The sequence below is a fragment of the Castellaniella defragrans 65Phen genome (assembly GCF_000612685.1).
Taxonomy (GTDB): Bacteria; Pseudomonadota; Gammaproteobacteria; order Burkholderiales; family Burkholderiaceae_B; genus Castellaniella; species Castellaniella defragrans.
Map to the genome: position 1 here is coordinate 114,380 of NZ_HG916765.1, position 12,835 is coordinate 127,214.

Annotated in this window: 9 protein-coding genes; 8 read left to right on the forward strand and 1 reads right to left on the reverse strand. The window is 70.8% G+C overall.

The window, feature by feature from the left end; genetic code table 11:
- The first annotated feature begins 158 nt into the window (after positions 1–158).
- The 8 genes from BN940_RS00500 (at position 159) to BN940_RS00535 (ending at position 10,884) form a co-directional block, all read left to right on the forward strand.
- Entirely contained in the window at positions 159–839 is a 681-nt protein-coding gene (locus BN940_RS00500) for a TetR/AcrR family transcriptional regulator (protein WP_043678960.1), read from the forward strand.
- Complete coding sequence (locus BN940_RS00505; protein WP_043678963.1) at positions 836–3,181, forward strand: acyl-CoA dehydrogenase; 2,346 nt, start codon at positions 836–838, stop codon at positions 3,179–3,181. Before BN940_RS00500 ends, BN940_RS00505 begins: the two co-directional genes overlap by 4 nt.
- Positions 3,181–4,485 (forward strand): acetyl-CoA C-acetyltransferase, encoded by a 1,305-nt coding sequence (locus BN940_RS00510; RefSeq protein ID WP_043678966.1) that lies wholly within the window; start codon positions 3,181–3,183, stop codon positions 4,483–4,485. Before BN940_RS00505 ends, BN940_RS00510 begins: the two co-directional genes overlap by 1 nt.
- A complete protein-coding gene (locus tag BN940_RS00515; RefSeq protein WP_043678969.1) occupies positions 4,475–6,394 on the forward strand; it encodes a 3-hydroxyacyl-CoA dehydrogenase NAD-binding domain-containing protein in 1,920 nt (639 codons plus the stop codon). Before BN940_RS00510 ends, BN940_RS00515 begins: the two co-directional genes overlap by 11 nt.
- 245 nt (positions 6,395–6,639) lie before the next feature.
- Positions 6,640–7,992, forward strand: a complete 1,353-nt coding sequence (locus BN940_RS00520) for an OmpP1/FadL family transporter (RefSeq protein WP_043678972.1) — start codon at positions 6,640–6,642, stop codon at positions 7,990–7,992.
- 22 nt (positions 7,993–8,014) lie between these two features.
- Positions 8,015–8,545 (forward strand): DUF4442 domain-containing protein, encoded by a 531-nt coding sequence (locus BN940_RS00525; protein WP_043678975.1) that lies wholly within the window; start codon positions 8,015–8,017, stop codon positions 8,543–8,545.
- Positions 8,542–9,183: a chalcone isomerase family protein gene (locus BN940_RS00530; protein ID WP_084330429.1), complete on the forward strand. Its 642-nt coding sequence runs from the start codon at positions 8,542–8,544 to the stop codon at positions 9,181–9,183. The genes BN940_RS00525 and BN940_RS00530 overlap by 4 nt, the downstream gene beginning before the upstream one ends.
- Before the next feature lie 21 nt (positions 9,184–9,204).
- Positions 9,205–10,884, forward strand: a complete 1,680-nt coding sequence (locus BN940_RS00535; RefSeq protein WP_043678978.1) for an AMP-binding protein — start codon at positions 9,205–9,207, stop codon at positions 10,882–10,884.
- 118 nt (positions 10,885–11,002) lie between these two features.
- Here the strand turns inward: BN940_RS00535 and ggt are convergent, their stop codons facing one another.
- Positions 11,003–12,790, reverse strand: coding sequence for a gamma-glutamyltransferase (ggt, locus tag BN940_RS00540; protein WP_052355498.1), 1,788 nt, complete (start codon positions 12,788–12,790; stop codon positions 11,003–11,005).
- Positions 12,791–12,835: the final 45 nt, after the last annotated feature.

The following is a 12,835-nucleotide window of genomic DNA, read 5'->3' on the forward strand; positions in this document are numbered from 1 at the left end:
CGTATGGAACGAATCTCTGAAAGTGTATCCTGGACGCGGCATTTCCCCAAGAAACAATCACCGGCGCACGGCTGCTCTCCCAGGGCCCTAAGGGGTAACACGGATACCCAAATCAGGCAGCTTGTGTATAGTTTTAAAACAAACGTTTGAATTAATCCATGGCCACCTCCCGCTCCACCCTCACCCGCGATGCCATCCTCGACGCCGCCGAACGGCTGTTCGCCGAGCACGGGCACGACAACACGTCCATGCGTCAGATCACGCAGGCGGCGGGGGTGAACCTGTCCGCCGTGAACTACCACTTCGGCTCCAAGGACGCACTGGTCGAGGCCGTGTTCCAGCGCCGCCTGGACGCGCTGAACGACGAACGCCTGCGCATCCTGGACGACCTCGAAGCCAAGGCCGGCGGCCAGCCGCTCAAGCCGTCGGCCATCGTCGAGGCCTACTTCGGCCCCCTGGTGCGCCATGCCTGCAGCGCCGGCGCCGAGCGGCGCGCCTTCATGCCGCTGCAGTCCAGCACCATGTCCGATCCCAACGGCGCCATCAGCGCGCTGTTCGCCGCCGAACGCTCGGCGGTCGCGCACCGTTTCACCCGCGCCCTGCTGGCCTCGCTGCCCGGCGTGCCGGAAACCGAGATCGTCTGGCGCTTCCACTTCATGCTGGGCGCCACGGCCTATGCCATCATGGGCGCCGAAAGCTCCAGCCGGGCCATGAACCTGCCCGGCGACACCGGCAACATCGACGCCCAGGCGCTGCTCGGGCGCCTGATGGCCTTCCTGCTGGGCGGCCTGCGCGCCCCGCTGCCGACCGGCGCGCCGCTACCGGGAGTCCCCGCATGACCTTCCTGCTCATCCTCCTCGTCCTGCTGCTGGGTGCCGCCGCCTTCGTGCTGAGCAGCCCGGACCTGCGCATCAAGCACCTCAGCCGGCCCCTGTACCGCACCTTCCGCCGCATCCTGCCGCGCATGTCGGACACCGAACGCGAGGCCCTGGAGGCGGGCACCGTCTGGTGGGAAGGCGCGCTCTTCCGCGGCCGCCCCAGCGCGCGCGCCCTGCACGCCATCCCCGCCCCGCGCCTGTCCGAGGACGAACAGGCCTTCCTCGACAACGAGGTCGAGGCCGTCTGCGCGATGGTGGACGACTGGCGCGTCACGCGCCAGGACCTGGACATCCCCGCCGACGCCTGGGAATACATCAAGAGCCACCGCTTCTTCGGCATGATCATCCCGAAGGAATACGGCGGCCTGGGCTTCTCGGCGCTGGCGCACTCCGCCGTGGTCGCCAAGCTGTCCACGCGCTGCTCCGCGCTGTCGGTCACCGTCATGGTGCCCAATTCCCTGGGGCCGGCCGAACTGCTGCTGCACTACGGCACCGACGCGCAGAAGAACCACTACCTGCCGCGCCTGGCGCGCGGCGAGGACATCCCCGCCTTCGCCCTGACCAGCCCCTGGGCCGGCTCGGACGCCGCCGCCATCCCCGACCACGGCATCGTGTGCACCGGCCAATGGCAGGGCCGCGAGGTCCTGGGCATGCGCGTCACCTGGGACAAGCGCTACATCACCCTGGGCCCCGTCTGCACCCTGCTCGGGCTGGCCTTCCGCCTGTACGACCCCGACGGCCTGCTGGGCGACACGCCCGACCTGGGCATCACCTGCGCGCTGGTGCCGTCCGACCACCCCGGCGTGGAGATCGGCCGCCGCCACTTCCCGCTGGACGCCATGTTCATGAACGGCCCGACGCGCGGACGGGACGTGTTCATGCCGCTGGACTTCATCATCGGCGGGCCGGCCCTGGCCGGCCAGGGCTGGCGCATGCTGATGGAATGCCTGGCGGCGGGGCGCTCGATCTCGCTGCCCTCGTCCTACACCGGCATGGCCAAGCTCACCGCGCGCGCCGTGGGCGCCTACACCGTGGTGCGCGACCAGTTCCGCACCCGCATCCACAAGTTCGAGGGCATCACCGAGGCCCTGGCGCGCATCGGCGGCCACACCTACCTGATGGACGCGGCCCGCGTCATGACGGCCGGCGCCGTGGACCTGGGCGAAAAGCCCGCCGTGGTCTCGGCCATCGTCAAATACCACGTCACCGAGCGGGGCCGCATCGTGGTCAACGACGGCATGGACATCATCGGCGGCAAGGGCATCTGCCTGGGCCCGCAGAACTTCCTGGGCCGCGCCTACCAGCAGATCCCGGTGGGCATCACCGTCGAGGGCGCCAACATCCTCACGCGCAGCCTGATCATCTTCGGCCAGGGCGCGATCCGCTGCCATCCCCACGTGCTCGACGAGATGCGCGCGGCCCAGGCCGCCGACGCCGAACAGGGGCTGCGGGATTTCGACCGCGCCTTCTGGGGCCACGTGCGCCACACCACGGCCAATGCGCTGCGCGCCGTCGGCCATGGCTTCACGAACGCCCTGCTGGCCCGCCCCGACGCCGCCGTCGCCCCGGAAATGGCCCGCTACTACCGGCAGCTCACGCGCTTCTCGGCGGCCTTCGCCACCCTGGCCGACGTCTCCATGCTGACGCTGGGCGGCGCGCTGAAGCGGCGCGAATCGATCTCCGCCCGCCTGGGCGACATCCTGTCGCAGCTCTACCTGATCTCGGCCACGCTCAAGCGCTACCAGGACGAAGGCCGCCAGGCCGCCGACGCGCCGCTGGCGCACTGGGCGGTCCAGGACGCGTTCTGCCGCGCCCAGGACGCCTTCGCCGGCGTGCTGGCCAACTTCCCCAACCGCCCCCTGGCCTGGACCCTGCGCGCGCTGCTGTTCCCCTGGGGCCGGCCGTTCGCCGCGCCGTCCGACCGGCTCGCCATGGCCGTGGCCGACGCGATCAGCCAGCCCGGCGGCGCGCGCGACCGCCTGACGCAGGGCACCTACGTCCCCCGGAATCCGGACGAGCCCATCGGCGCCCTCGAAGCCGCCTTCGCCGCCGTGCTGGACACGCAGGCCATCGAGGCCCGCATGCGCGAATTCGAGAAGGCCGGCCGCGTGCCGGCCGCCGATCCGCGCGCCAACGTGCGCGACATGGCCGAGGCCATCCACGCGGCCGGCGGCATCACCGACGCCGAACTGGACCGCATCCGCGCGCGCAACGCGCTGCGCGACCGCGTCATCGCCGTGGACGACTTCGCCCCCGACTTCCAGGGCCCGTCGGGCACCGATGCCGCAGGAGCCCGATCCTGATGGCCTTCGTACCCGTCTACATCCTCGACGGGGCGCGCAGCCCCTTCCTCAAGGCCCGCAACGCGCCGGGCCCGTTCTCCGCGTCCGACCTGGCCGTGCAGACGGGCCGTGAACTGCTGCTGCGCCAGTCCTTCGCCGCCACGGAACTGGACGAGGTCGTGATCGGCTGCGCCGCGCCCTCGGCCGACGAAACCAACATCGGCCGCGTGATCGCCCTGCGCCTGGGCTGCGGCGACCACGTGCCCGGCTGGACGGTGATGCGCAACTGCGCCTCGGGCATGCAGGCGCTGGATTCCGCCGCCATGGGCCTGCAGACCGGCCGCCACGACCTGGTCCTGGCCGGCGGCGTGGACGCGCTGTCGCGCGCGCCGCTGCTGTTCCCCGACGAGATGGTCCATTGGCTGGCCCGGTGGAACCAGGCCCGCACCCTGGCGCAGCGCCTGCCGCTGCTGCGGCGCTTCCGCCCCTCGTACTTCAAGCCCGTGATCGGCCTGCTGAAAGGCCTGAGCGATCCGGTGATCGGCCTGTCCATGGGCCAGACCGCCGAGAACCTGGTGCACCGCTTCGGCCTGACGCGCGAACGGCTCGACGCCTACGCGGCGCAGAGCCACGCCCGCGCCCTGGCCGCGCGCGCACGCGGGGCCTTCGGCGAGATCGTGCCGCTGATCGACGCCAAGGGCACGCTGTACGCCGAGGACGACGGCGTGCGCGCGGACTCCACCCCGGAAAAGCTCGCCCGGCTCAAGCCCGTCTTCGACAAGCCCTACGGCAACATCACCGCCGGCAACAGCTCCCAGGTCACCGATGGCGCGGCGCTCCTGCTGCTCGCCTCGGAGCGCGCCGTGCGCGAGCGCGGCCTGCGGCCCGTCGCCCGCATCGTCGATGCCCAGTGGGCCGCCCTGGACCCCGCCGTCATGGGCCTGGGGCCCGTGCACGCGGCCTCGGCCATCCTGGCGCGCCACGGCCTGGGGCTGAACGATCCGGACTTGTGGGAAATCAATGAAGCCTTCGCCGCCCAGGTGCTAGGCTGCCTTGCCGCCTGGCGCGACGAATCCTGGTGCCGGGAGCACCTGGGGCGCGGCGCGCTGGGAGACCTGGACATGGACCGGCTGAACGTGGACGGCGGCGCCATCGCCCAGGGCCACCCCGTGGGCGCCTCGGGCGCGCGCATCGTGCTGCACCTGGTGCGCGCCCTGCAGGCGCGCGGCCTGCGCCGCGGGATGGCCGCCATCTGCATCGGCGGCGGCCAGGGCGGCGCCATGCTGGTCGAACTCTGCGGGCAGGAGGGCCGACATGAGCTTTGAATCCCTGGGCCTGCGCCATTTCCGCTGCGCCGTGGATCCGCAGGGCATCGCCTGGCTGACCATCGACTGCGCCGGCAGCTCCGTCAACCGCCTGTCGGGCGAGGTCCTGGCGGAACTGGGCCGCGCCCTGGACCACTTCCAGTCCGCCCCGCCCGCCGCGCTGGTGATCCGCTCGGGCAAGGCCGCCGGCTTCGTCGCGGGCGCCGACATCGACGAATTCTCGCAGCTGAACGACGCCGCCACGGCGCGCGCCTTCATCGAGCGCGGCTGGACGGTCTTCAACCGCCTGGCGGCGGTGCCCTGGCCCACGCTGGCCCTGATCCAGGGCCACTGCATGGGCGGCGGCCTGGAGCTGGCCCTGGCCTGCCGCTACCGGATCGTCGTGGACCAGCCCGACACGCGCCTGTCGCTGCCCGAGGTCATGCTGGGCATCTTCCCCGGCTGGGGCGGCATGCTGCGCCTGCCCCGGCGCGTGGGCGCGCCGCTGGCCCTGGACATGATGCTGACCGGCCGCGCGCTGGACGCGCGCCGTGCCGCGGCGGCCGGGGTGGCCGACCTGTGCGTGCCGCCCCGCCTGGCGGAGCAGTCCGCCGCGCGCCACGTCCTGTCCAGCCAGCCGGTGCGCGGCCCGAAGGGCAAGGACGCCTGGCTCAGCCACCCGATGCTGCGGCCGCTGCTGCTGCGCCAGGCCCGCAAGACCCTGGAAAAACGCGACCCGCAGGGCCACTACCCGGCCCCGCGCGCCATCCTGGAAATCTGGGCGCACCACGCCGGCGACGCGCTGGACGCGCCCGGCCTGATCGACGCCATCATCCATTCCGACACCGCCCGCAACCTGCTGCGCGTGTTCCGCATGCAGGAGCGCCTGAAATCCTTCGGCAAGGCGGGAGACCAGGCGCCCGTGCGGCACGTCCACGTGGTGGGCGCCGGCGTGATGGGCGGCGACATCGCCGCCTGGTGCGCGCTCAAGGGCCTGACCGTCACCCTGCAGGACACGGACCGCGCGCGCATCGCCCAGGCCATCGGCCGCGCCCACGCGCTGTATGCGCGCAAGATCCGGCCCGCCCGCGAAGCGCGGCTGACCGCCGACCGCCTGATCCCGGACCCGGACGGCCAGGGCATCGCCCGCGCCGACCTGGTCATCGAGGCCATCAGCGAAAACCTGGACGCCAAGCGCGGCCTGTACGCCGCCATCGAACCGCGCCTGAAGGACGGCGCGCTGCTGGCCACCAACACCTCCAGCCTGTCGCTGCAGGACCTGGGCCGCGACCTGGCGCATCCGGAACGCCTGGTGGGGATCCATTTCTTCAACCCCGTGGCGAAGATGCCCCTGGTCGAGGTCGTGGCCGCGGACGGCACGGATCCGCGCGCCCAGTCCGCCGCCTGCGCCTTCGTCGGCCGGATCGGCAAGCTGCCCCTGCCGGTGAAGAGCGTGCCCGGATTCCTCGTCAATGCCGTGCTCGCGCCCTACATGCTGGAAGCCATGCGCTGCGTGGACGAAGGCCTGCGCCCCGAGACCATCGACGCCGCGATGAAGGCCTACGGCATGCCCATGGGGCCGATCGAACTCATCGACACGGTGGGCCTGGACATCGCCCGCGACGCCGGCGCGCAGCTGACCGGGGCCGAGCCGCCGGCCTGCCTGGCGCGCCATCTGGCGCGCAACGAACTGGGCCGCAAATCCGGCCAGGGATTCTATCGCTGGCGCGAGGGCAAGCCGGTCCGCGCCGAGGCGGGCACGGCGCCGGCCGGACTGGCGCGCCGCCTGCTGCAACCCTTGATCGATGCGACCCGCCGCCAGCTGGCGGCCGGCGTCGTCGCCGATGCCGAACTCGCCAACGCGGGCGTGATCTTCGGAACGGGCTACGCACCTTACACGGGGGGACCCATGACACCCGACGACCATTGATTCCACCCTGACGCCGGCCTGATTCCGGCGTCCCGCCACTGACCTGAACGACGCTGCGCGGCCGCGCGGCGGGGGAAGGTTTTTGCCCGACGCATCGACGAGGCTGCGCGCCCCCGCGCACGGCCGGGGGGCGTTCGCCCCATGATTTTAACCCCAGGCCCGATGTGGTTGATCGGGCAGCAACCCCAGCGCAGGCATGCCTGCGCACGAAGACGATCTTTCATCCATAAACCGGAGGTGACACGATGAAAACGCACTACACGCTCAAGACCCTGTCGGCCCTGATCCTGGGCCTGGGCACCGTGGGCCTCGCGCACGGCGCCGGCTTCCAGCTGCTGGAACAGAACGCCAGCGGCCTGGGCAGCGCCTATGCCGGCTCCGCCGCCAGCGGCGAAAACGCCAGCGCGGCCTACTTCAATCCCGCCAGCATGACCCTGCTGCCGGGCATGAACGTCAGCGCGGGCGCGGTGGCGATCAAGCCGAGCTTCAAGTTCTCGGACGGCGGCAGCACCAACGCGGTGGGCGCCCGCCCCGGCGGCGGCGACGGCGGCGACGCGGGCTCCCTGGGGGTGGTGCCCAATGCCCACTTCACCTGGGAAGTGAATCCGCGCCTGTGGCTGGGCCTGAGCGTGGGCGCGCCCTTCGGCCTGATGACCGACTACGACGAAGGCTGGGCCGGCCGCTACCACTCGGAAAAATTCTCCATCGAGAGCATCAACATCAATCCGTCCATCGCCTTCAAGGCCACCGACACGCTGTCGATCGGCGCGGGCGTGAGCTACATGCACCTGGACGCGGACTACCGCAAGGCGCAATTCGTCCCCTCCATCCCGACGGGCGCGATGGGCAACCCGATCCCCCTGCCCGGCGGCGACCTGAGCGCCAAGGTCAAGGCCAAGGGCGACGGCTGGGGCTGGAACGTGGGCGTGCTGTGGCAGGCCACGCCGGATACCCGCTTCGGCCTGTCCTACCGCTCCAAGGTCAAGATCGACGCGGACGGCACCACGACCCTCCGCAACCGCAGCGTCCCGACCTCGATCGCCCTGGCGCCGGGCATGTCCATCCCCAACCCGATCGCGGGCCTGCTGCCGCTGGGCGAATACGACGCCGAGACCACGGTCGAGCTGCCCGACACCGCCATCTTCAGCGTGGTGCACCAGCTGAACGACCGCTGGACGCTGCTGGGCGACGTGTCCTGGACGGGCTGGAGCAGCATCCCGGAACTGAAGATCGAGAACAGCGGCGTCTCGAACTCCACGCTCGACCTGCGCTTCAAGGACGCCTGGCGCGTGGCCCTGGGCGCGCACTACAAGTACAGCGAGAGCTGGACCTTCAAGGGCGGCGTAGCCTGGGACCAGTCGCCGGTGCGCGACGACGCCTTCCGCCCGTCGTCCCTGCCGGACAACGACCGCTACTGGCTGTCGCTGGGTGCGCAGTACAACTTCAGCAAGAACACCAGCATCGACGTCGGCTATGCCCACCTGTTCGTGAAGAGCACTTCGGTGAACAACAACTCGTCGAAGGACGCCGGCGTGCTGAAGGGCGACTACGACAGCAGCGCGGACCTGTTCGGCGTGCAGTTCTCGCACCGCTTCTGAGGACGGCAACCGTGAGCCTGGCATGAAGTTGTCGCAGTTGAAACGCCTGCCGCCGCGGTGGCGGGCGCGTGCCATGCGCACGGGCTTCAATCTCCATCCGGCCTTCCGTTCGACGGGAGGCCGGGTGGACTACGTGTCCCACGACCTGCTGCACGTGCGCGTGCGCCTGCCGCTGACGCGACGCACGCGCAACATCGTGGGCTCGATCTTCGGCGGCTCGCTGTTCGCCGTCACCGACGGCGTGCACGTGGGCATGCTGATGGCGCGCCTGGACCGGGACGCCATCATCTGGGACAAGGCCGCCGAGATCCGCTACCGCAAGCCCGCATTCCGCACGCTGTACGCGGACTTCGTCCTGACGGAAGCCGAGCTGCAGGGCATCCGCGAGGAGCTGGACCGCAAGCACGAGGTCGAGCGGGTCTATCAGGTGGACCTGAAGGACGCCGACGGCACGGTGCACACGGAAGTCCGGCGCACCATCTACCTGGCCGACAAGGCCTATTACAAACAACGCAAGCCGCGCCCCGACGCGGCGGGAGAGGCATCATCATGACCCATCCGAACACTGGAATCGATCGCGCGCGGCCCGCGCGCGGCAGCCTGCTGCGCGGCACGTTCGCCGCGCTGGCGCTGGCCGCCGCCGGCCTGTGCGCGGCGCCGCCCGCCCTGGCCCTGACCGTGGCCAACGTGGAAGTGCCGCAGCAGCAGTCGGTGGCGGGCAGCGACCTGGTCCTGAACGGCGCCGGCCTGCGCCAGCGCTTCGTCTTCCACGTCTACGTCGCCGCCCTGTACCGGCAGCAGCCGACGAAGGACGCCGAGGCGGTCCTGAACAGCGCCGAGCCGCAGCTGCTGCGCCTGACCCTGCTGCGCGACATCACCAGCAAGGCGCTGACCGACGCGCTCAACGACGGCCTGAAGGCCAACTGCACCGAAGCCGAGCTGCGCGACATGGCCGGCACCATCGCCCATTTCGAGGACTTCATGAAGACCGGCGGCGAGGGCGCCTCGGGCGATCTGGTGGACATCGTTTTCAATCAGGGGACAGTCTCGGTATCATTCAAGGGCAAGGCTCTGGGGGAGGTCAAGGATCCCCGTTTCGCCACCGCGCTCCTGAAGGTCTGGCTGGGTGCCCACCCGGCCCAGGAATCCCTGAAAGCGGCCCTGCTGGGCCAGGAATCCAAAAGCAACTGACTGACATAAAGGAACCGCATCATGGAACGCATCTGGCTGGAACACTACCCCGAAGGAGTGCCGGCTGACATCACCGATCAGGCCGCCGCCTTCGACTCGCTGGTCGACCTGTTTGAACAAAGCTGCGGGCAGTATGCCGGCAACACGGCCTACGTCAGCATGGGTGCGTCCCTGACTTACGCGCAGACGCTGGACAAGGCCCGCGCCTTCGCGGGCTGGCTGCAGGCCCAGGGGGTGTCCAAGGGCGACCGCGTCGCGCTGATGATGCCCAATCTGCTGCAATACCCGATCTGCCTGTTCGGCACGCTGATGGCGGGCGCGGCGGTGGTCAACACCAACCCGCTCTACACGCCGCACGAACTGCACCACCAGTTGACGGACTCGGGCACGACCACGGTGGTGGTGGCGGAAAACTTCGCCCACACCCTGCAGGAGGCCATGCTCGGCACCCAGGTCAAGCGCGTGGTGGTGACCTCGCTGGGCGAGCTGCTGGGCTTTCCCAAGGGCCTGATCACCGACCTGGTGGTGCGCCACGTGAAGAAAATGGTGCCGGCCTGGAACATCCCGGGCGCGCTGCGCCTGCGCGAGGTGCTGGCCGAGGGCGCGCGCGCGTCCTACCGGCGCCCCGCGCTGACGCACGCCGACCTGGCGGCGCTGCAGTACACCGGCGGCACCACGGGCGTGGCCAAGGGCGCCATGCTGAGCCACGGCAATCTGGTGGCCAACGTGTGCCAGGCCTATGCCTGGGTGCGGCCCTACTGCCAGGGCGACCGCGAATGCATCGTGACGGCGCTGCCCCTCTACCACATCTTCGCCCTGACGGCGAACTGCCTGACCTTCATGCGGCTGGGCGCCAGCAATCTGCTGATCGTCAATCCGCGCGACATCCCCGGCTTCGTCAAGGAACTGGGCAAGGCTCGGTTCACCGCCCTCACCGGGGTGAATACGCTGTTCAACGCGCTGCTGAACCATCCCGATTTCGCCAGGCTGGACTTCAGCTCACTGAACATCACGCTGGGCGGCGGCATGGCCGTCCAGGAGGCCATCGCGGAACGCTGGCTCAAGACCACCGGCAAGCCCATCGCCCAGGCCTACGGGCTGACGGAGACCTCGCCCGCGGTGACCATCAATCCGCTCGACAAGGTCGATTTCAACGGCTCGATCGGCCTGCCGGTGCCGTCCACGGACGTCGCCATCCGCAACGACAACCGCACCATGGCGATCGGCGAATCGGGCGAGATCTGCGTCAAGGGCCCGCAGGTCACGGCCGGCTACTGGAACCGCCCCGAGGAGACCGCCAAGGTCTTCGACGCGGACGGCTGGCTGCTGACCGGCGACATCGGCTACATGAACGACAAGGGCTACGTGTTCCTGCTGGACCGCAAGAAGGACATGATCCTGGTGTCGGGCTTCAACGTGTACCCGAACGAGGTCGAGGCCGCCGCCATCGAGCACCCCGGCATCCTGGAGGCCGCGGCCATCGGCGTGCCCGGCGGCGCCTCCGGCGAGGCGGTCAAGCTCTACGTGATCCGCAAGGACCCGAACCTGACCGAGGCCGACGTGATCGCCCACTGCCGCAAGCTGCTGACGGGCTACAAGGTGCCGAAGTTCGTGGAATTCCGCGAGGACCTGCCGCGCAGCAACGTGGGCAAGATCCTGCGCAAGGAACTGCGCAACGAAAAGGCGCAGCAGACGGCCTAGAAGCGGCGTTGACCGGCATCCCGGTCTTCGCGCTCCCCGGTCGGAACAGGCTCCGGACAGTCCCGGCCGGGGGCGCGCAGCCCTGACGCGGGGCGGCTGATGCAAGGCGGCGGCGGTCTCAGTAGCCCAGGGCGGCGCCGTCGGGATTGCGCGGGTCCGAGGCGCCGTACAGGATGCCGTCCTGGATCAGGATGGTCTGGGTGCGGCCCATGGCGGGTTTGACGGCGACGCGGTGGCCGTAGCTGCGCAGCAGGTCCAGCGTATCGGGGCTGAAGCCCTTTTCCACCCGCAATTCATCGGGCTGCCACTGGTGGTGGAAGCGCGGCTGGGCGGCGGCTTCGGCCGGGTTCATGCCGAAGTCGATGGCGTCGACCACGGTTTCCAGCACGGTGGTGATGATGCGCGCGCCGCCCGGACTGCCGGTGACCAGCCAGGGCCGGCCATCGCGCAGCACCAGGGTCGGCGTCATGGACGACAGCGGCCGCTTGCCGGGCTGGATGGCGTTGGCCTCGCCGCCGGTCAGGCCGTAGACGTTGGCCACCCCCGGCTTGGCGGAGAAATCGTCCATCTCGTTGTTCAGCAGGATGCCGGTGCCGGCGGCGACGATGCCGCTGCCGAAGTTCGTGTTCAGGGTATAGGTGACGGCGACCGCGTTGCCCGCCGCGTCGGCCACGGAAAAGTGCGTGGTCTGGCTGCTTTCGTAGGGCTGGGGGCGGCCCGGCCGGATGTCGGCCGCCGGCCGGGCGCGCGCGGGCAGGATGCCGGCGGCCAGCCGGCGGGCATAGGCCTTGGAGGTCAGGCCGGCCACGGGCACGGCGACGAAGTCCGTGTCGCCCAGGTATTGCGCGCGGTCGGCGTAGGCGAGCTTCATGGCCTCGGCCATGTGGTGGATCGTGCGCGCGCCACCCGCGCCCCAGTCGGCGATGGGCCAGGTTTCCATCATGTTGAGGATCTGCGTCAGGTGGATGCCGCCGGAGCTGGGCGGCGGCATGGTCACGATCCGGTAGCCGCGGTAGTCGCCGACGATGGGCGGGCGCTCGACGGCGCGGTAGCCCGCCAGGTCCCGCGTCGTGATCAGCCCCCCGTGGCGCGCCATCTCGGCGGCGATCCGCTCGCCGATGGGGCCCCGGTAGAACGCGTCGGCCCCCTGACGCGCGATCAGGCGCAGCGACCGCGCCAGGTCGCGCTGGACCAGCGGCTCGCCCGCCCGCAGGGGACGGCCGTCGCGCCAGAAGATGGCGCGCGTCGCGGGCCAGCGGCCCATGGGTCCGGCGTTCCGCGCCAGGGCGTCGGCCAGAGTCGGGCTGACCGGGTAGCCCCGCTGCGCCAGGCGGATGGCGGGCGCCATGACGCGGGACAGGGGCAGCGAGCCCCAGCGCGCCAGGGCGTGCGTCAGGCCGGCGACCGTGCCCGGCACGCCCACCGCCAGGTGGGTGTGGAGCGAACGGCCGTCCACGACCTCGCCGCGCGCATCCAGGTACATGTCGCGCGCGGCCCGCGCCGGCGCCGTCTCGCGGAAGTCCAGGGCGTAATCGCGGCCGCTGCGCGCCTCGTGCACCATCATGAATCCGCCGCCGCCCAGGTTGCCGGCGTTGGGCAGCGCCGCCGCCAGGGCGAAGCCGACCGCCACCGCCGCATCGACGGCGTTGCCGCCGGCCCGCAGCATGTCCAGGCCGGCGCGCGTGGCCTGCTCCTGTTCCGACACCACCATGCCGTGCCGCGCGGCGACCGGATGGAAGACGTCCAGGCCGGCATCGTAGGCCGCGGCGGCGGCGCGGGTGGCGGGTGCGGTGGCGGCCGGCGGCACCGGGCCGGCCGCGGGCGCATCGGACCGCGGGAGGGGCGCGCAGGCGGCCAGCAGGGCGAGCAGGCCCGGGCCGAGCCAGCGCGCGAGGCGCGGTTTCATGAGGGACGATTTCCCGAGGAGCGATTTCCCGCGGGGAGATTGCAT

Bases quoted from the DNA above. Each gene is read 5' to 3' on its own strand.
- BN940_RS00500 (WP_043678960.1), top strand. From the start codon at position 159: ATGGCCACCTCCCGCTCCACCCTCACCCGCGATGCCATCCTCGACGCC.
- BN940_RS00505 (WP_043678963.1), top strand. From the start codon at position 836: ATGACCTTCCTGCTCATCCTCCTCGTCCTGCTGCTGGGTGCCGCCGCC.
- BN940_RS00510 (WP_043678966.1), top strand. From the start codon at position 3,181: ATGGCCTTCGTACCCGTCTACATCCTCGACGGGGCGCGCAGCCCCTTC.
- BN940_RS00515 (WP_043678969.1), top strand. From the start codon at position 4,475: ATGAGCTTTGAATCCCTGGGCCTGCGCCATTTCCGCTGCGCCGTGGAT.
- BN940_RS00520 (WP_043678972.1), top strand. From the start codon at position 6,640: ATGAAAACGCACTACACGCTCAAGACCCTGTCGGCCCTGATCCTGGGC.
- BN940_RS00525 (WP_043678975.1), top strand. From the start codon at position 8,015: ATGAAGTTGTCGCAGTTGAAACGCCTGCCGCCGCGGTGGCGGGCGCGT.
- BN940_RS00530 (WP_084330429.1), top strand. From the start codon at position 8,542: ATGACCCATCCGAACACTGGAATCGATCGCGCGCGGCCCGCGCGCGGC.
- BN940_RS00535 (WP_043678978.1), top strand. From the start codon at position 9,205: ATGGAACGCATCTGGCTGGAACACTACCCCGAAGGAGTGCCGGCTGAC.
- ggt (WP_052355498.1), bottom strand. From the start codon at position 12,790: ATGAAACCGCGCCTCGCGCGCTGGCTCGGCCCGGGCCTGCTCGCCCTG.